Genomic DNA, 18491 nt, shown 5'->3' with positions numbered 1-18491 from the left:
GACCTCCTTCTGCTCGATCGCAACGGGTACAACGCAGTTTGTACCCCGAAAATTCCCTCGACTTACTTCGACAGGGCCTCGGCAATCTTCACGCGCGTGCCCATCTTCAGCAGCCCGTTGGAGTACATCCGCGACCCGACACCGATGACGACGATGGTCGACACGATGAGGATCACCAGCGCCAGCAAGGGCTCCCACCACTGGGTGGCGCCGAGGAACACCCGCATCGGCATGCCGACGGGCGCCGAGAACGGCACGTACGACATGATGCCGAGCACGAGGGGGTTGTCGTTGAAGAAGATGACCAGGAAGTAGGGAATCATCACCAGGTAGGTGACGGGGGCGGTGGCGGATGCGACGTCCTCCTGCCGGGAGACCAGCGCCGCCGTCGCCGCGTACAGGGCCGCGAGCAGCACGAAGCCGAAGGTGAAGAACACCACGAACCAGACCAGGGAGGGGCCGACGTCGGCCAGCAGGATGTCCTGCCCGGAGGCGAGCATCCCGACCCCGGCCAGTCCGACGATGAGGACGATCTGGGCGAAGGCGAGGAGGCTGTTGCCGAGGATCTTGCCGGCCATCAGTGCGCGCACCGGCACCGTGGCCATCAGGATCTCGACGATGCGGGTCTGCTTCTCCTCGACAACGCTCTGGGCGATGGTCGTTCCGAAAGTCATCGCCGACATGAGGAAGACGACACCGAAGCCGACGGCTACCAGGTAGGCGAGGAACGGGTTCTGCCCCAGCGGTTCGAGCACCTCAACATCGGGGGAGACGCTCATCACGCTTAGCACCGATGATGGAGCGCTGTCGAGCCCGATCACGCTCACACCGGTGGGGCCGGATGACGGCACGATGGCGGCCTCGACCTCTTCGGAGCGCACCAGCTCTTCCGCCTCGTCGACGGAGCCGGCCTCAACGACCTCGAGTGCGCCACTCTCCTCCGCCAGCGACACGGCCGTGCCGACCGCGGCGACCTTGGGAAGCGTCGGGTTGGCGCCCATGATGCCGCCGATGACGACCGACGCGAGCACGATCAGCAGCAGCACGCCGGTCGAGATGAGGAATGCCTTGCTGCGCAGTCGCATCCGGATTTCGCGTTCGGCGACCAGCCAGGTCGCCTGCGCCATCCCGGGGGTCTGGTAGGTGCTGGTGCTCATCGGATGACCTCCTGGAAGATTTGGGACAGTGACGGATGCTGCGGTGAGAACGAGTGAACGGCACCGATCTGAATGGCCCGCTGCAGCACTCGTTGAGCCGTGTCGTTGCTGTCGACGTCGAATAAGGCGTAGCCGCCGGCAAACTCGAGCACCGTGACACCCGGCTCGGCGCGCAGCCATCCGGTGTCCCCGTCGAGTTGCAGCTCGTAGCGGTCCCGGGAGTGCTCGCTGCGAAGGCCTTCACGGGATCCGCTCGCCCGGATCTCCCCGTCGGCGATCACCACCAGGTCGTCGCAGAGACGCTCGACGATGTCGAGCTGGTGGGAGGAGAACAGCACGGGAACGCCGCGCGCCGTGTAATCCTTCAGCACCGACATGACAGTCTCGACGGCGATCGGGTCGAGGCCGGAGAACGGTTCGTCGAGCACCAGAACCTCGGGGTCGTGCACGAGTGCGGCCGCGATCTGGGCGCGCTGCTGATTGCCGAGCGAGAGACTTTCGACGGTGTAGTTCTTGCGCTCGCCGAGGCCGAGCCGCTCGAGCAGGCCGTCCGCACTCTCCTGCGCCTGGGCCGGCGGCATCCCGTGCAGGCGGCCGAGGTAGACGATCTGCTCGAGCACCTTCATCTTCGGGTACAGCCCGCGCTCCTCCGGCATGTAGCCGAAGTGGGAGCGGCGCTCCGCGGTGAGCTCGGCACCGTCGATGGTGACGGTGCCAGAGTCGGCCGATAGCACCCCCAGGATCACCCGCATGGTGGTCGTCTTGCCCGCACCGTTGCCGCCGACGAAGCCGGTCATGCGTCCGCTGCCGACCGTGAACGACACGTCACGCAGAACGCGCCGCTCGCCGAATGATCGGTTGATGGAGTCGAGTTGCAGCACGGGTTCCCTCCCACTGGTGGTCTTCGTTCTCAAGGTTATACAGGCAGCGGATGCCGGGCATCCGTCCCACGGCTGGTCTGCGCCTCCGCCCTGAGGTGGACCCTGCAATAGTGACCGTTCCGGAGAGATGTGCCCGGCGCAACGGGTGCATCTCTCCGGAACGGGCACTAATGGTCAGGGGGCGGGCGAGACGAGGCCGTTCTCGTAGGCGAAGACGACGGCCTGCACGCGGTCGCGCACGCCGAGCTTCTGCAGCACTTTCGACACGTGCGTCTTGACCGTCGCCTCGCCGAGGAACAGCGACGACGCGATCTCGGCGTTCGACCAACCGCGGGCGACCAACGCCAGCACTTCCGCCTCGCGCTCGGTCAGGCCGGTGTCCGGCTTCGGGCGAGCGGATGCAGTCGGCGTCAGATTGCGCTCATCAACACTTCGCAGACCAACACTGCGCTGCCCAACACTCCTCTCGATGACGTTGCGGGTCACATCGGGGGAGAGCAGGGCGTCGCCGCGGGCGACCACGCTGACCGCCTCGACCAATTGTTCCGGGCTGGCCGTCTTCAGCAGGAACCCGCTCGCCCCGGCCTGCAGCGCCTCGAAGAGGTAGTCCTCCCGGTTGAAGGTGGTCAGGATGAGGATGCCCGAGTGCACCTCGGGATCCGCCACGATCAGTCGGGTCGCTTCCAAGCCGTCCATGCCGGGCATCTGCACGTCCATGCAGATCACGTCGGGTCGGAGCGCCCGGGCGCTGGCGACAGCATCGGCACCGTTCGCTGCCTCACCGACGACGTTGATTCCCGGTTCACTGTTCAGGATGATGCGGAAGCCGGCACGCACCAGCTCCTGGTCGTCGACGAGCAGTACGGAGATCATCCGGGCACCGCCGCTGTGTCCGTATCCGTCGTCGGGACGCTGGCGCGCACCAGATAGCCACCTCGCGTTCGGGGACCGATTTCCAGCTCTCCGCCGGCTGCGGCGATGCGTTCCCTCATGCCGACATGGCCCAGTCCGCGGCCGCTGCCGGCGCCGTGGGCGGTCCCGGTGTTGACGATTTCGAGCTCAACCCGATCAGGTTCGTAGCGCAGTCGAACGTCTGCTGTCGCCTTCGGACCAGCGTGCTTGCGCACGTTGGTGAGCGCTTCTTGCGCGATGCGGTATAGCGTGAAACCGGCCAGTGTGGTTACTTCACGGGGTTCGCCGATGACCTGGAATCGGGTCGGAATGCCAACTCCGGTTGTGGCATCCACCAAGGCGGCCAGCTGGTCCACGCCGAGCGTGCTTGAACTCTGCGACGCGGCATCCGGCTCCGTGCTGCGCAGCGTGGTCAGCAACCGGTGAAGTTCATCGACGGCCTCCCGGGCGCCGCGCTCGATGAGTTCGAGCGATTCGGACGCCTGCGCAGGGTTCGACGGCATCACCCGCCGGGCAGCCCCGGCCTGTACCCCCATCACCGACACGTGGTGCGCGACGACGTCGTGCAGCTCGCGGGCGATGTTCACCCGATCCAGCGCGACGGCCTGTGCGGCACTGTGTTCGCGCTCCTGGGCGAGTTCGGTGGTGCGCGACTCCAGGTCGGCGCGCTGGCGGGCGGATGCGTGCATCGCGTTCCCGAAGTAGTAGGCACCCCCGAAGTACAGGATGTTGGTGATGATCTGGATGGTGGCGACGGACGCGAACTGTGAAAACAGCCCCGACCGGGAGACCTCCGGCATCAATTCGGGGTCGCTGACCGTGATGATGAGGTTCACGGCGATCCAGACGAACATCCCGAGGATGATCGCCACGCGGACGAGGTTCGCCACCCGCCGGTTCTGCCCCCAGGCGCCCAACGTGTAGATCGCCATGAACAGCGCGATGTTGATGAACAGCAGCTCGGGAACGGAGAACTGCAGGGCAACGAAGAAGCCGATCGAGACGAGGATGGCGACCGTTGCGGGATACCGACGCCGGAAAGCCAGCGGGACGGTGAGCACGGCAATCGCCAGGGCGCTCAGCCAGCCCGGTGCGGGTTCGTCGAAGTACCCGACGCGGTCGTGCAGGAACAGGCTGACGATCGTCCCCGCAGCGACCAGTGTCGCTGCAATCGCATCGCCACGGTAGCCGGCTGCGTCGGGGCGCGGCCTCACCCATGCTTCATTCACGCCTCAACGCTAGCGGCGAGCGGATGCCCGGGCATCCGCCCTGCGGCGGAGCCGGCTGCTACGAAGCCTGGGCGGCACCCTCGCCGTGCTCGAGGTATCCGAGCTGGGCAGACATGGTCGCCGCGCTCTCGGTGACGAGTTCGACCCAGTGCTCTTCCGGATGCTGCTCCCAGCGGGCGCTCGGCACCGAGACGCTGATGGCGGCCGCCACCGCACCGGACACGTCGAGCACCCCTGCGGCGACGCACCGCATGCCCGGGGTCGATTCCCCGTCTTCGAACGCCACACCGCGTTCGCGCACTGCCGCCAGTTCCGTCTCGAGCGCCAGCAGCGTGCGGATACTCCGTTCGGTGAACACCGGGAGGTTCGCCGGGTCCGGATACAGTTCCTGCAGCTTCTCCTCCGGAATGTCCGCCAGCAGCACCTTGCCGAGTGCAGTGACGTTAGCGGGTAGCCGCTGCCCGATGCTGGAAGGCAGCCGAGCGGTGTCGCGGCCTTCGATCTTGGCCAGGTAGAACACTTCTGACCGCTCCCGCAGGGCGACGCTCACCGTTTCGCCGCTGCGTTCAGACAGGTCGCGGGCGACGGCGTTCGCGGCCGTCAGCATGTCGAATCGGGACGAGTAGGCGTTGCCGAGGTGGAGCAGTCGCACGCCGAGCCGGTACGTGTTGGTCAGTTCGTCCCGCTGCAGGTAGTCCCGCGTCACCAGCGTTGATAGCAGCTCGTGCACCGAAGTGCGCGGAAATCCGGTGAGCCGCCCGACGTCGGGGGCGCTCAGCGGCCGGCCGTCATCGAGGAACAGCTCGAGGATGTCGAGTGTCCTCATCACGGCGGGCGTCAGTCTGGCCATGCCTCTATGGATATCCCCTCTGCCACACCTTTGCAAATGCCGCCGCTTGACACGCCGCAGAAATTCGTGTTCTATATATCGAACGAGTCGCGACAAGTCGAACACGAAGCGTATCGCGCGAACGAGTTCCCCGGAATTTTCCCCCACCAGCAGGCTCGACCACACAGAAGTGAGATGCGGATGGCACAGCCCGTTAGCGCGGCAATCATCGGCTCCGGCAACATCGGAACCGACCTCATGATCAAGATCCTGCGCGGCAGCGGCATCCTCCGCATCGCCGCAATGGTCGGCATCGACCCAGAGTCGGACGGACTCGCCCGCGCAGAGCGTCTCGGCGTCACCGCGATCGCAACCGGCGTTGACGGCCTCATCGATCACGACCTGTTCGCCGACATCGACATCGCCTTCGATGCGACCTCCGCCGGTGCCCACGCCTACAACTCGCGGAAGCTCACCGAAGCCAAGCCGGGCATCCGCCTGATCGACCTGACGCCGGCCGCGATCGGTCCGTACTGCATCCCGGTCGTCAATCTCGAGGACAACCTCGACGCCCCGAACGTCAACATGGTCACTTGCGGCGGGCAGGCGACGATCCCGATGGTTGCAGCCGTTTCCGCTGTCACCCCGGTGGCCTACGCTGAGATCGTCGCATCGATCTCGAGCCGGTCAGCCGGCCCAGGAACGCGCGCCAACATCGACGAGTTCACCGAGACGACCGCAGCAGCACTGCGCGAAGTCGGCGGCGCTGCCAGCAGCAAGGCGATCATCGTGCTCAACCCGGCAGAGCCTGCCGTGATGATGCGCGACACGGTGTTCGCGCTCAGCGCCGACGGCGACCGTGACGCCATCGAGGCATCCGTCGCCGCCATGGTCGCGAAAGTGCAGGACTACGTTCCCGGCTATCGCCTCAAGCAGCAGGTGCAATTCGACGAGATCACCGAGCCGGTCAACGTGCCAGGCATCGGCCAGTTCACCGGTCTCAAGACCACCGTGTTCCTCGAGGTGGAGGGCGCCGCCCACTACCTGCCCGCCTACGCCGGCAACCTCGACATCATGACCTCGGCCGCTCTGCGCACCGCAGAGACGATCGCGACCCGATCCCTCACCATGCAGGAGGTGGCCTGAGCCATGTTCGACCCCACGACAGACAAGTTGTACATCAGCGACGTCACCCTGCGTGACGGCAGCCATGCCGTCAGTCACCAGTACGGCGTCGACGACGTGCGTGCGATCGTCGCCGCGCTCGACGCGGCGGGCGTCGACAGCGTCGAGGTCGCCCACGGCGACGGGCTGAACGGGTCAAGCGTCAACTACGGGTTCTCGCGGCACTCCGACACCGAACTGATCGAGGCTGCGGCCGAGGTGGCCGAGAACATCTCGATCGCCACCCTGCTGCTGCCCGGGGTCGGGACGATCGAAGACCTCAAGCTCGCAGCATCCGCCGGCGTCAGCTATGTGCGTGTCGCCACGCATTCCACCGAAGCGGATGTCTCGGCGCAGCACATCGCGACGGCACGCGAGCTGGGACTCAACACCACCGGTTTCCTCATGATGAGCGCCATGACCACGCCAGCGAAGCTGGCGGAGCAGGCGAAGCTGATGGAGGGCTACGGCGCGCAGTGCGTGTACGTCGTCGACTCCTCCGGCGCCCAGACAATGGACGACGTGACCGACCGGGTCAATGCGCTGCGTGACGTGCTCGACCCGGCCACCGAGGTCGGAATCCACGCCCACCACAATTTGTCCCTGGGCGTCGCCAACTCCGTCGCAGCGGTCAAGGCCGGAGCGAACCGGGTTGATGCCAGCCTCACCGGCATGGGTGCCGGCGCCGGAAACGCCCCACTCGAGGTGTTCATCGCCGTCGCAGACAAGCTCGGCTGGAACCACGGCACCGACCTGTTCGGCCTGATGAACGCCGCAGACGACATCGTTCGACCGCTGCAGCGCCGCCCGGTCCAGGTGGACCGCGAGACCCTGATGCTCGGGTACGCCGGCGTCTACTCGTCGTTCCTGCTGCACGCCGAACGGGCATCCGCCAAGTATGGAATACCCGCCCACACGATCCTGCTCGAGGTCGGCCGCCGCCAGCTCGTCGGTGGTCAGGAAGACCTCATCGTCGACGTCGCACTCGACCTCCTGGCTGCCCAGGCCGCCTGAGCCCCCGGAGTTATCCACGACCGCGACATTGACCTGTCGCACCCCATTCAATGAAGAAAGGCACCACCAGCATGACAACTCTCGCCGAACGCCCTGAAGTGGTGGACAAGGCCGACCTGGTCACCCCAGCCGACCGTCGCCGAGCCCTAGCGGGATCCGCCGTGGGCAGCGCGGTCGAGTGGTACGACTTCTTCCTTTACGGAACGATGTCGGCACTCGTCTTCGGCCCTCTGTTCTTCCGCACTGACGACCCGACGCTGAGCACCATGCTCGCACTCGCGGCGTTCGCCCTGTCGTTCCTCATCCGGCCCATCGGCGGCATCATCTTCAGCCATATGGGTGACCGGATCGGCCGCAAGAAGACGCTCGTCATCACCCTCACGATGATGGGTGTTGCCACGGTGCTCATCGGCCTGCTGCCGACCTACGACCAGATCGGCGTGCTGGCGCCCATCCTGCTCACGTTCCTGCGTCTTGTGCAGGGCCTCGCGCTCGGCGGCGAGTGGGGCGGCGGCCTGCTGATGGCGGTGGAGTATTCGCCGCGGAAGCGCCGCGGGCTGTGGGGCGCAGTGCCGCAGACCGGTGCACTCCTCGGGCTCGCGCTCGGCAACCTTGCTGCCACCGGCAGCCTGGCGATCTTCCCGGAGGAAGCGTTCCTCTCGATCGGCTGGCGTATCCCGTTCCTTATCTCCGTGGTGTTGGTGGCGGTCGGCCTGTGGATCCGTCACACCGTCGATGAGACCCCGTCGTTCAAGAAGGTGGTCGCGACGAAGGCGACCGCTCGTGTCCCGCTCGTGTTGACGCTGAAGCGCAACTGGCGCGAGGTGGTCATCGTGATCCTCGCGAAGTTCATCGAGACCGCCACTTTCTTCCTGTTCGCCACCTTCTCGGTCGGCTACGCCGTCACCCTCGGCTACTCGCAGACTGAAGCGCTCAACGCTGTGCTGATCGCTGCAGTGCTCGCGATCCCGGCGATGCTCGCCTGGGGTGCCCTGTCCGACCGCATCGGGCGCAAGAAGCTCTACATCGTCGGGGCTGTCGCCGCAGCGGTGTTCACTGTCCCGTTCCTGTGGATGATGAACCAGATGACCTTCGGATGGCTGCTGACCGCGTTGATCATCGGCTTCTCGCTGATCTGGTCCAGCTATGGTGCGATCATCGGCACCTTCTTCGCGGAGTCGTTCCCGGCGGATGTCCGCTACACCGGTTCGTCCCTCGGCTACCAGGTCGGCGCCGCCATCGCCGGCGGCCCGGTGCCGCTGATCGCCACCGCGATCGTGGCGGCAGCGAACAACTACACCGGCATCGGAATCCTCATCGGCGTGTGCGCCGTGATCTCGATCGCGGCCGTCGCGTTCGCGCGGGACCGGACCGGGCAAGAGCTCGACTGACGTTTCCTGTGGGTTGAGTAGGTCGCTAAGCGACCGTATCGAAACCGAGTTGGTTTCGATACGCGCTGGCGCGCTACTCAACCCACAGGGGGCCTAAGCGGTCTCGGCCGTGATCCCGGAAGTCGACTCGATTGTCTCCGTCATCTTCTTCGACAGCGCCTCGAAGAACATCGACAGCGGGAACTCGTCGTCCATCACCAGGTTGGTGAGCTCCTTCGCCGGACCAACCAGCGGCAGCTCACCGTGAGCCCAGACGGATGCCGGGTTCGGGGTGACCGTCGAGGTGACCAGTTCGTACGCGGCCAGCCAGTGCGCCACCTTTGGCCGGTCGATGGACCGCCAGTACAGGTCGTTGATGGCCTCGCCCAGCTGGTTGACGACATCCGGAACCTCGTCCCAGTCGATGGTGAGCTGGGTGTCAGTCCAGTGCAGCACGTGGTGCTGGTGCATCCAGGCGAACAGCAGCTGGCCACCGAGTCCGTCGTAGTTGCGCACCCGGCTGCCGGTGAGGGCGAAGCGGAAGATCCGGTCGAAGATCACCGCGTACTGCACCAGCTTGGCGTGCTTGCGGGTCTTCTCGTCGGTGTCCTCGGCACGCGTGAGCTTCACCGACTCGCGGAATGCGGTGAGATCGCAGCGCAGCTCTTCGAGTGAGTACAGGAAGAACGGCATACGCTGCTTGATCATGAACGGGTCGAACGGCAGGTCGCCGCGCATGTGGGTTCGGTCGTGGATGAGGTCCCACATCACGAACGTTTCTTCCGCCAGCGTCTGGTCGTCGAGCAGCTCGGCGGCCTCGGCCGGCAGTTCGAGCCTGGTGATCTCGGATGCTGCGCGCACCACCCGGCGGAACCGGGCGGCCTCGCGGTCGGCGAAGATCGCACCCCAGGTGAAGGTGGGGATCTGCCGCATGGCGACCGTCTCCGGGAACAGCACCGCCGAGTTGGTGTCGTAGCCGGGAGTGAAGTCGATGAACCGGATCGGCACGAACAGCTTGTTCGAGTACTCCCCCGCCTCGAGCTCGCTGATGAACTCCGGCCAGATGACCTCGATCAGCACCGCCTCGACCAGGCGCGACGTGCTGCCGTTCTGCGTGTACATCGGGAACACGACCAGGTGGCGGATGCCGTCAACCCGGCTTTGCTGCGGCTGGAACGCCATCAACGAGTCGTAGAAGTCCGGCACTCCCAGGCCGTCGGCGACCCAGCGCTCGAAGTCGTTGACCAGGGCGCTCAGGTAGGCGGCATCGTGACGGAAGAACGGCGCCAGCTCTTCGACCGCCGCGGTGATGGCCGCAATATGGGAGGTGGCTTCCGCCTTCTCCGACTCGACCGATCCATCCTGCGACTGGAGTGCCTGCATGGCGACGGCGGCGGCCTTGAGGCGAAGCCACGCCGGGTGGGCGGCCAGGTCGGCGCTACTCACGGCGTCCTCGACGACCTCGGGCTCACCGATGATTGGGCTGCTGGTGTTCGTGACCTGCGACATGGTTGTACCTCCCGTCGTCCTGAATAGATGCGTACCTCCAGCGTAACGGTCGAATGTCAGCGTTTCCTTGACCGTTCCTGCGCATCGTTGCGCGGCGGATGCCCGCGACGCAGCCGTTTCACGCTGGGCGGGGGTTAGTTGCCTACCCGGCGGCTGCAGGCATCCGTTTCTCTACAGCCCGTGTTGTGCGAGCCACTGTCGCAGGATGCGCTCGAATTCCTCCGGTTGCTCAACGTTGGGCAGGTGGGCCGACCCCGGGAAGCGCGCGCTGTCGGCTTTCGGGATGGCGGTCGACAGGTACTCGTACTGCGCGAGGCACTCGCTGACGTCGTGGTCGCCGACGAGCACGAGGGTCGGCACGTCGATGTCGACGACGCGGTCGAATGCGGGCGGCTCCAGGGGGACGTGCGCGGCTGCCTCTTCCGCGTGCTGCAGGTTGACGGCGTTCAGTTCGTACGCCCTGGCGACGAACTCCTGGTCGAGGTCTTCCTCCCGGCGGGCGGGGCCGATGCTCCACAACTTCACCTCGAGGTCGCCCAGCGACTTCCAGTCCTTCGCCTCGAACGCGGCGTCCATCTTGTCGGAGATGGCGTCCTCTTCCGGGGTGAGCTCCGTGTCGGGGAAGCCGCTCGGCCCCGAACCGATGGTCACCAGTCCGCCCACCCGCTCCGGATGCTCGATGGCCAGGTCGATCGCGATGCGCCCACCGCGGGAGCAGCCGATGACCGTGGCCCGCCGGGCGCCCACCTGGTCCAGGATGGCCAGGGCATCCGCATGATCGGAGAATTCGATGTCGTCGGTGGTGGTCTCGCCGAAGCCGCGGGTGTCGTAACGGATGACGAAGTGGTCCTTGGCGAGGGCGGGAACCTGGGGATCCCACATCCGCAGGCTGGCAATGCCGGCGTGGATGAGCAGCAACGCGGGCGCGGCGGCCGGCCCTTCCGTCTCGTAGTAGAGGCGCGCTCCGTTCACGTCGAGGTGTGGCATGCCTTGAGGCTATTCCGGCCAGCCTGAAGAAACCAGCGTTGCGCTGGGAGCGGATGGGGTGTAGCGCCTACTCCTGGGGGATTTCGATGGCGCGGATGCTGTCGATCGCCTGGCGACCGAGGCGCCGGTCGCCCACGGTGACAGCCTGCAACAACTGCAGCTGCGCATCCGCCACCGCAGCGATATCGATGGCGTGGGGCAGGTCGAGGCTGCCGAGCCTGATCAGGTGCACGACCCGAGTGATGCCGTCAGTGAGGATCGGGTTGGTGGAGAGCGCCATCAGGTGGCTGAAGAACGCGAAGTTGGCTGTCGCGATCGCCGGGTAATCGAGCGTCTCCAACTGGGCGATGTAGGTGGCATGGTCGTGCGCCATTGCCTCGCGAACGTCGCCCGGAACACGGGCGGCGACCTCATCGACGAGCGCGCCGTAGAGGGCGGTCCAGACGACCATTGCCTGAGCGGTCTGTTCCGGAGTCACGGATGCCACCCGCGTGTAGCGGCTGGCGGATGCTTCAACCAGCCCGAGGTCGCGCAGCCGCTGGATGGCTTCGCGCACCGGTGTGCGGGAGACCTGGAATTGTTCGGCCAGGGCGCCGTCGCTGATCCGCTCACCGGGGAGCAGGCGACCCTCATGGATGCCGCTCAACAGGGTGTTGAAAATGGACGCGACCACCGGGCTGAAACTGCCGTCGTCAGCGCCGCTGTCGCGAGTGTCGGGGGCCACTACGCTCATCGCTTGATTGTAAGGGTGGGAGCTCATGCGTGGGCGTCAGCGGAGCTCAACTGTGCCGGCGGGCCCGCCCAACACGGCGGTGAGCCTGGTCTGCGGGGCGCGCTTGAGTGTGAGGCCGACGCCCAGGGTGCCCAATTGCTCGCGCAGCCGGATGGGGTCCGAATGCTCGCCGGCGAACGATTCGAGGGTCAGCTGCGGCAATTCGCGGGTCGACGGATGCGGGGTGTCGCCCCATTCGATCAGGAACGGCAGCAGGGTGTCCTTCGGCATGGTCAGCCGCCATGAGAGAAGGCCGGTTTCCGCCTGGCGCGACATGGCGACCGGGTCTCCGGGGTCGTAGCCCCGCTCGCGCGCACCGGCGACAACGAAGTCGATCTTCTCGGTGCGGATGGCCCAGCCGGCCAGGCGCGGCCTGGTCAGGGCGCCGATCCCGAACCAGTGTGGGGCGACATCCTGTGCCTCATCCGGACCGATCAGCTCGAAGTACCGGCCATCCCCCAGGCCGTAGAGCAGGTTGCGGGTTCCCATGCCGGGGTGGCTGCCGCCGGGTGCCGGGGCGAGGCCGAGCCGCCCGGTCAGGTCGGCGGCCGTGGCGTCGAGGTCGGGGGTGGCGTAGACGATGTGGTCGAGGACGGGCATGCTCGCTCCCTAGAAGATCATCGGGCGGTCGTCGTCAACTTCGACATCGAGGTCGACGACCACCGGAACATGGTCGCTGGGGGCGTCGCCCTTGCGCTCGTTGCGGTGGATGCTGGCGCCGGTCACCAGTTCGGCGAACGCCGGCGACCCGAGGATGAAGTCGATGCGCATGCCCTCGTTGCGGGGGAAAGCCAGCTGCTTGTAATCCCAATAGGTGAAGCCCTCGGGAACGAGCGGGCGCACGACATCCGTCAGCCCCGCCTCCATGAAAGAGTTGAACGCGGTGCGCTCGGGCACCGAGATGTGGGTGGACAACCCGGGAACCAGGCCGGGCACGTTCTGGTCGGCATCCGTCGGGGCGACGTTCCAGTCGCCCATCAGGGCGAGGCGCAGCCCGGGGTCCTCCGACAGCCACGCGGCCGCATCCTCGCGCAGGGCGGCCAGCCAATCGAGCTTGTAGATGTAGTGCGGGTCCTCCAGCGAGCGACCGTTCGGAACGTACAGGCTCCACAGCCTCAGGTCGGCCACCGTGACGCCGAGCGCGCGGGCCTCGATCGGCAGCCCTGGGCCCTCTTCGCCCTTCAGGAATCCCGGCTGGCCCGCAAACTCGGTGGCGACATCCGTCATTGGAAGGCGGCTGGCGAAGGCGACGCCGTTCCACTGGTTGAAACCGTGAATCTCGACCTCGTAGCCGGCCTCTTCGAAGGCCTCGACCGGAAACTGCTCCGGCTTGCACTTGATCTCCTGCATGCCGAGCACATCAATGTCCTCGCGCAGCAACCAGTCGACGACGCGACCGTGACGGGTGCGGATGGAGTTCACATTCCAGGTGGCGACGCGCATGCCCCCAGCTTATTGAGCGGATGCCGTCGGCTGGCACCGCAGGAAAGCAGGAGAAATTGGCACTCGGCTCGAAATACCTCCTCCATTCCGCGCAGATGGCACGAAAGGTCCCTCGTTTGCGATGTGGCAAGGCCGCCACCGGTAGCTTGGACACATGCTGAAACTGGGACTGAAGGCATCCGCCGAGCAATTCGCCCCTCGCGAACTGGTCGAACTCGGGGTGATGGCGGAGAAGCACGGCTTCGAGAGCGTCACCGTGAGTGACCACTTCCAGCCGTGGCGGCACAAGGGCGGGCATGCCCCGTTCTCGCTCGCCTGGATCGCCGCAGTCGGCGAACGCACCGAGCGCATCCAGATCGGCACCTCCGTGATGACGCCGACCTTCCGCTACAACCCGGCAGTGATCGCCCAGGCGTTCGCAACGCTGGGCTGCCTCTACCCGGGGCGCATCATCCTCGGCGTCGGCACCGGCGAAGCCCTCAACGAGATCGCGACGGGGTTCCAGGGCGAATGGCCCGAATTCAAGGAACGCCTCGGCCGCCTGCGCGAGGCCGTCGACCTGATGCGGCAGCTGTGGGTCGGAGACCGCGTCACCTTCGAGGGCGAGTACTACCGAACGGATGGCGCGTCGATCTACGACGTTCCAGAAGGCGGCATCCCGGTCTACATCGCCGCCGGCGGCCCGGTCGTCGCGCGTTACGCCGGGCGTGCGGGAGACGGCTTCATCTGCACGTCAGGCAAGGGCATGGAGCTCTACACCGAGAAACTGCTGCCGGCCGTCGCCGAGGGAGCAGCCCAGGCCGGCCGGGAATTCAGCGAGATCGACCGGATGATCGAGATCAAGCTCTCCTACGACACCGACCCCGAACTCGCGCTCGAGAACACCCGCTTCTGGGCGCCGCTCTCGTTGACGCCGGAGCAGAAGCACTCCATCGAGGACCCCATCGAGATGGAGGCGGCAGCGGATGCCCTACCCATCGAGCAGGTTGCCAAGCGCTGGATCGTGGGCTCGGACCCCGACGAGGTGGTCGCCCAGGTGAAGCCGTACATCGATGCCGGGCTGAATCACCTCGTGTTCCACGGGCCAGGGCACGACCAGAAGCGCTTCATCGAACTGTTCGAGCGGGACCTCGCCCCGCGCATCCGGGCGCTCGGCTGAACGTATGAGCACCGTTCAGGTGGGAACTGTACCTATTGGATATGCCGCGATGCTCGCGCAGTTCCCGCCGGCGGAGGCCGTCGCGCTCGCCGAGTATGCGGAGCAGCGCGGCTTCGCCGGCGTGATGGCGACCGACCATTTCCAGCCCTGGGTTCCCGCGCAAGGGCAGAGCGCGTTCGTCTGGAACGTGCTGACGGCGATCGCCGAGCGCACCACCGGTGACATCGGGCCCGGGGTGACCACCCCGACGTTCCGGTGGCATCCGGCGATGGTGGCACAGGCATCCGCCACCCTTGCCGCCATGTACCCGGGACGCCACTGGCTCGGTATCGGCTCGGGCGAGGCCCTCAACGAGCACGTCGTCGGGCAGTACTGGCCGGAGGCGCACGAACGCATCAACCGGATGTTCGAGGCCATCGAGATCATCAAGAAGCTGTTCAACGCGTCGCTGGCCGGCAAGGACGTGAAGCACGCGGGCGAGTTCTACAAGCTTGAGTCGACGCGGCTGTGGACGATGCCGGCCGTCGCGCCGGAGATCCTGGTGGCGACCTCCGGGCCGGTCACGGCCAAGCGGGCCGGGCGGGTGGCGGATGGCTTCATCACCGTCGAAGCGCCGCGAGAGCGTCTCGAAGTGCTCTTCAACCGCTTCGCCCAGGGCGCGCGCGAGGCCGGCAGGGATGCGGCGACCATGCCGAAAGTGCTGCAGCTGCATCTGTCGTGGGCGCCAACCGATGAGCGGGCAATGGCCAACGCGCTGCGCGAGTGGCCGAACGGCGGCATGAGGTTCCCGAAGGGCGACATCCGCTCCCCCTTTGAGCTGGAACAGATGGCGAAGCTGGTGCGCGCGGAGGATTTCGAGGGGCGGATGGTCATCGACGCCGACCCGGACGTGCACCGCGCGTACATCCAGAAGTTCGTCGATCTCGGATTCGACCGCATCTACCTGCACAACGTCGGACGCAACCAGCGCGAGTGGATCGACGTGTTCAGCCGCGACGTGCTGCCCGCCCTCCGGCGCTAGCCGCGCGCCATTTTCGGTGGAACGCGGCCGCAGACGCCGCGGCGCTGAAAACACCGCGCGGCGGCTACGGGCGATCGCGCAGGTAGTCGAGTTGCGCCTGCACAGACAGTTCGGCGGCGAAGCGCACCGCGGGGTCGATGTCGGGGTAGACGACATCCGCGACTTGTGTCACCGCGGCATCCGCCCCCAATAGCGACAGCGCTGCGCGCACCTGGTCCAGGCGTTGCTCGCGGTGGGCGATGAGGGCGTCGCAGGCGTCGGCGATCGAATCCAGTTCCGGACCGTGGGCCGGCAGTACCCTCGCGGAGCCGAACGTGCGAAGGAGCCGCAGCGAGTCGAGGTAGTCGGCGAGCGACCCGTCGATGACCGTGGTGCCGCGCCCCAGGATGGTGTCGCCGGTGAGCACGGCGCCGTTCTCCACGAAGCAGACCGAGTCATCAGTGTGGCCGGGTGTTGCCAGCACGCGGATGCTCACACCTGCCGCTTCGATCACCTCGCCGTCGGTCAGCGGGTTGCCACCGTGGCAGTGCGCAGGGTCGACGGCGCGCACGGGCGCCCCGGTCAACCGGTGCAGCTCGGCGCTCGCCGCCGTGTGGTCGGCGTGGTGGTGCGTGACCAGGATCAGTTCCGGGTTCAGCGCAACCAGCTTCGCAAGATGCCCGGCGTCCTCCGGGCCAGGGTCGACAATCACGCAGGTTGCCGAACCTGGGGCGCTGAGCGCGTACGTGTTGGTGCCCTCGAGGGTCATCGGCCCGGGGTTCGGGGCGAGGATCACACGGGCGGCCATGCCCGGAATTCTACCGACTACGGTGCCGGATGCTCGGTGACGCCGTAACCCGCCTCGGACGGGATCACCGCAACCAGGGCGCCGCCCTCGCGCACCTCGACGGCCGGCATGACCGTGAACAGGGGCCGATTGCGAGCAGCATCGATGGCGCCGGCCGAGTCGGTGCTCTCGGCAAGCCGCATGAGGTTCAGCAGCGTGGGGAAGATGATCGAGTGCGTATCAACCTCGGCCCGGCGCACCGTTTCGCCCGGGCTCGCCCATTCGAGGGCGACCGTCTCCCCGCCGTCGGGAACGGGCTGCTGTCCCACCGGTGCACGCGCCAGCAGGAAATACGTGTCGAAGCGGCGGGGCGCTATCTCGGGGGTGATCCAGTGGCTGAAGGGTTGCACGTCATCGAGCATGAGCAGTCCACCGGATGCGCGCACCACGTCGATGAATCGGGCGTCGGTGCGGTCGGGTTGTGCGATCGGCTCGCCGTCCGGCCCAGTCGCCAGGAGCAGGGCAGTCTCTTCGAACGTCTCCCGGATGCCGGCGATGCGGATCGCGCGCTCTCGGTTCGTGAGGCTGCCGCCGCTGCCGAGCAATGGCATCCAGTCGTCGCTGTAATCGTCCTCGTCGATGGCGCCGCCAGGGAAGACGAGGGCGGATGCGAACACCGCCTTCGCGTGGCGCCGCACCATCAGCACCTCGAACGGGTCATCACGTACGAGCACCATCGTCGCCGCCAGGCGGGCTTCGGGCGGGGTTGTCGGTTTCATGGGTTCTCCATTCCTCAGCCTAAGCGCAGGCTGGGGGGATGAAGCCGTTGGTGGTTCTCGTACACAGCCCCCTGGTCGGCGCCGCGACCTGGCAGGACGTTGCCGAACGGCTGGAGGCTCACGGGCAGAGGGTCGCGGTTCCGGACCTGACGCCTGCGCTCAGCGGCGAGCCACCATACATTGAGGGTCAGGTGGCTGCGGTGCGGCAGGCCATCGGTAACCAGCGCGCCGTTCTGGTCGGCCACAGCGGGGCCGGTCCGCTGCTCCCTGCCTTCGGTGTCGGGGCGGATGTCGCGGGCTACGTCTTCGTGGATGCGGGGCTGCCGACGCCCGGGCAGAGCTGGGTGGACACCGCCCCGGGCGGACTTGTTGACCGTGTCAATGAGATGGCCCAGGACGGCTGGCTTCCGCCGTGGTCGCTGTGGTGGGGCGATGATGGCTTGGTCGAGTTGCTGCCCGATGCCGGGCAGCGCCGACGGTTCACCGAGGACTGCCCGCCACTTCCGCTGGCCATGTTCAGCGAGCGTCGGCCCACGGTCACCGGCTGGCCAGACGCCTCCTGCGCCTACCTCCGGCTCGGCGAGAGCTACCCGGCTGAGTTCGAGCAGGCCCGCCAGCTCGGTTGGGCGACTGCCGAGTTGCCCAGCCACCACCTGGCGATGCTGACTGACCCGGAGGCGGTGGCCGACAGCATCCGCTCCCTCGCCGAGCGCATCGCCTGAACCCCGCCGTGGTTTGTTGACCGTGAGTGCGAATATTGTCCCTCGCGGTCAACAGACAACGGCGCGGTTGACCGCCCGCGCTGACTAGGGCAGGCGGGCGAGCGCTTCGCCGATGGGGGTGTCGCCGCCCACGAACGGGATGGTTTGGCCGATGGTGCCGCCATCCCCGAGCACCGCTGCGGCCACTGCGGCGACGTCTTCGCGGCTGACCTTGCCGCCCTGCAGTTCGTAGCCGACGGCGATCAGCCCGGTTCCGGCGTCGAGGGTCAGGCCGCCCGGGCCGAGGATGGTCCAGTCGAGATCGGTCTGTCGCAGGTGGTCATCGGCGGCGGCCTTCGCCTCGGCGTAGGCGAAGAACGAGTTCTGCGGGTCGACGCCGTGGTCGGCGCGCGCACCCAGGTACGACACCATCACGTACCGCTTGACGCCGGCGGATGCTGCGGCCTCCATCGAGCGGATGGCGGCATCGCGATCCACCGCGTATGTGCGCTCGGGGTCGCCGCCGCCGGCACCGGCCGACCAGACCACCGCTTCGTGGCCAGCGAAGTGCGTGGACAGCTCCTCGGCGGAGAGAGCTTCGACGTCGGCGACAACCGGCGTGGCACCGTGCTCGGCCACCTCAGCCGCGTGGCCCGGGTTGCGGATCAGCGACGTGACCTCGTCTCCCCGGTCAGCGAGCATCCGCGCGAGTCGCAGCGCGACCTTCCCGTGGCCTCCGACGATGACGATGCGCGACATGGTGCCTCCTGACTAAGCGGTCACTCCACCGTACGCGCG

Annotated in this window: 19 protein-coding genes; 6 read left to right on the top strand and 13 right to left on the bottom strand. The window is 66.8% G+C overall.

Translation table 11 applies throughout. The features are described 5' to 3' along the window. Positions 1–62: 62 nt before the first annotated feature. The 5 genes from ACX3O0_RS12050 to ACX3O0_RS12030 all read right to left on the bottom strand — a co-directional run bounded on the left by ACX3O0_RS12050 (position 63) and on the right by ACX3O0_RS12030 (position 5029). Positions 63–1157 carry an ABC transporter permease gene (locus ACX3O0_RS12050; protein WP_459107880.1) on the bottom strand — a complete coding sequence of 365 codons (1095 nt, stop codon included), beginning with the start codon at positions 1155–1157 and terminating at the stop codon, positions 63–65. After that, positions 1154–2038, bottom strand: a complete 885-nt coding sequence (locus ACX3O0_RS12045) for an ABC transporter ATP-binding protein (RefSeq protein WP_459107879.1) — start codon at positions 2036–2038, stop codon at positions 1154–1156. The genes ACX3O0_RS12050 and ACX3O0_RS12045 overlap by 4 nt, the downstream gene beginning before the upstream one ends. Before the next feature lie 174 nt (positions 2039–2212). Beyond that, positions 2213–2911, bottom strand: a complete 699-nt coding sequence (locus ACX3O0_RS12040; protein WP_459107878.1) for a response regulator — start codon at positions 2909–2911, stop codon at positions 2213–2215. After that, positions 2908–4179, bottom strand: a complete 1272-nt coding sequence (locus tag ACX3O0_RS12035) for a sensor histidine kinase (protein ID WP_459107877.1) — start codon at positions 4177–4179, stop codon at positions 2908–2910. Before ACX3O0_RS12035 ends, ACX3O0_RS12040 begins: the two co-directional genes overlap by 4 nt. A gap of 58 nt (positions 4180–4237) precedes the next feature. Further along, positions 4238–5029, bottom strand: coding sequence for an IclR family transcriptional regulator (locus ACX3O0_RS12030; protein WP_459107876.1), 792 nt, complete (start codon positions 5027–5029; stop codon positions 4238–4240). Positions 5030–5209: 180 nt separating this feature from the next. Here ACX3O0_RS12030 and ACX3O0_RS12025 point away from each other — a divergent pair, with 180 nt between their 5' ends. The 3 genes from ACX3O0_RS12025 (at position 5210) to ACX3O0_RS12015 (ending at position 8577) form a co-directional block, all read left to right on the top strand. Next, positions 5210–6154 carry an acetaldehyde dehydrogenase (acetylating) gene (locus ACX3O0_RS12025; RefSeq protein WP_459107875.1) on the top strand — a complete coding sequence of 315 codons (945 nt, stop codon included), beginning with the start codon at positions 5210–5212 and terminating at the stop codon, positions 6152–6154. A 3-nt stretch (positions 6155–6157) separates the two neighbouring features. After that, positions 6158–7186 carry a 4-hydroxy-2-oxovalerate aldolase gene (dmpG, locus tag ACX3O0_RS12020; protein WP_459107874.1) on the top strand — a complete coding sequence of 343 codons (1029 nt, stop codon included), beginning with the start codon at positions 6158–6160 and terminating at the stop codon, positions 7184–7186. A gap of 71 nt (positions 7187–7257) precedes the next feature. Further along, positions 7258–8577: an MFS transporter gene (locus ACX3O0_RS12015; protein WP_459107873.1), complete on the top strand. Its 1320-nt coding sequence runs from the start codon at positions 7258–7260 to the stop codon at positions 8575–8577. A gap of 93 nt (positions 8578–8670) precedes the next feature. Here the strand turns inward: ACX3O0_RS12015 and ACX3O0_RS12010 are convergent, their stop codons facing one another. The 5 genes from ACX3O0_RS12010 to ACX3O0_RS11990 all read right to left on the bottom strand — a co-directional run bounded on the left by ACX3O0_RS12010 (position 8671) and on the right by ACX3O0_RS11990 (position 13267). After that, positions 8671–10065 (bottom strand): DUF6421 family protein, encoded by a 1395-nt coding sequence (locus ACX3O0_RS12010; RefSeq protein ID WP_459107872.1) that lies wholly within the window; start codon positions 10063–10065, stop codon positions 8671–8673. Positions 10066–10236: 171 nt separating this feature from the next. Beyond that, the gene (locus ACX3O0_RS12005; RefSeq protein WP_459107871.1) at positions 10237–11052 is read right to left on the bottom strand and encodes an alpha/beta fold hydrolase; all 816 of its coding nucleotides are present in this window, start codon (positions 11050–11052) and stop codon (positions 10237–10239) included. 67 nt (positions 11053–11119) lie between these two features. Continuing rightward, the gene (locus tag ACX3O0_RS12000) at positions 11120–11785 is read right to left on the bottom strand and encodes a GntR family transcriptional regulator (protein ID WP_459089144.1); all 666 of its coding nucleotides are present in this window, start codon (positions 11783–11785) and stop codon (positions 11120–11122) included. A 36-nt stretch (positions 11786–11821) separates the two neighbouring features. Next, positions 11822–12424: a VOC family protein gene (locus tag ACX3O0_RS11995; protein WP_459107870.1), complete on the bottom strand. Its 603-nt coding sequence runs from the start codon at positions 12422–12424 to the stop codon at positions 11822–11824. Between the two features lie 9 nt (positions 12425–12433). Next, the gene (locus tag ACX3O0_RS11990; RefSeq protein ID WP_459107869.1) at positions 12434–13267 is read right to left on the bottom strand and encodes an exodeoxyribonuclease III; all 834 of its coding nucleotides are present in this window, start codon (positions 13265–13267) and stop codon (positions 12434–12436) included. Positions 13268–13421: 154 nt separating this feature from the next. Here ACX3O0_RS11990 and fgd point away from each other — a divergent pair, with 154 nt between their 5' ends. Both fgd and ACX3O0_RS11980 read left to right on the top strand, forming a co-directional pair. Next, positions 13422–14426 (top strand): glucose-6-phosphate dehydrogenase (coenzyme-F420), encoded by a 1005-nt coding sequence (fgd, locus tag ACX3O0_RS11985; RefSeq protein ID WP_459107868.1) that lies wholly within the window; start codon positions 13422–13424, stop codon positions 14424–14426. A gap of 4 nt (positions 14427–14430) precedes the next feature. Further along, positions 14431–15447 (top strand): TIGR03557 family F420-dependent LLM class oxidoreductase, encoded by a 1017-nt coding sequence (locus ACX3O0_RS11980; RefSeq protein WP_459107867.1) that lies wholly within the window; start codon positions 14431–14433, stop codon positions 15445–15447. 64 nt (positions 15448–15511) lie between these two features. Here the strand turns inward: ACX3O0_RS11980 and ACX3O0_RS11975 are convergent, their stop codons facing one another. Both ACX3O0_RS11975 and ACX3O0_RS11970 read right to left on the bottom strand, forming a co-directional pair. After that, complete coding sequence (locus ACX3O0_RS11975) at positions 15512–16234, bottom strand: MBL fold metallo-hydrolase (protein ID WP_459107866.1); 723 nt, start codon at positions 16232–16234, stop codon at positions 15512–15514. 17 nt (positions 16235–16251) lie between these two features. Further along, positions 16252–16992 carry an NUDIX hydrolase gene (locus ACX3O0_RS11970; protein ID WP_459107865.1) on the bottom strand — a complete coding sequence of 247 codons (741 nt, stop codon included), beginning with the start codon at positions 16990–16992 and terminating at the stop codon, positions 16252–16254. 38 nt (positions 16993–17030) lie between these two features. On the opposite strand from ACX3O0_RS11970, the gene ACX3O0_RS11965 reads away from it, so the two are divergent. Continuing rightward, the gene (locus tag ACX3O0_RS11965; RefSeq protein ID WP_459107864.1) at positions 17031–17714 is read left to right on the top strand and encodes an alpha/beta hydrolase family protein; all 684 of its coding nucleotides are present in this window, start codon (positions 17031–17033) and stop codon (positions 17712–17714) included. A gap of 84 nt (positions 17715–17798) precedes the next feature. Here the strand turns inward: ACX3O0_RS11965 and ACX3O0_RS11960 are convergent, their stop codons facing one another. Then, positions 17799–18452, bottom strand: a complete 654-nt coding sequence (locus tag ACX3O0_RS11960) for an SDR family oxidoreductase (RefSeq protein ID WP_459107863.1) — start codon at positions 18450–18452, stop codon at positions 17799–17801. Positions 18453–18491 lie beyond the last annotated feature (39 nt).

Source organism: Homoserinimonas sp. A447 (assembly GCF_054489325.1).
Note: the sequence above shows the minus strand (reverse complement) of the source record. Positions and strands in the feature narration are given on the sequence as shown.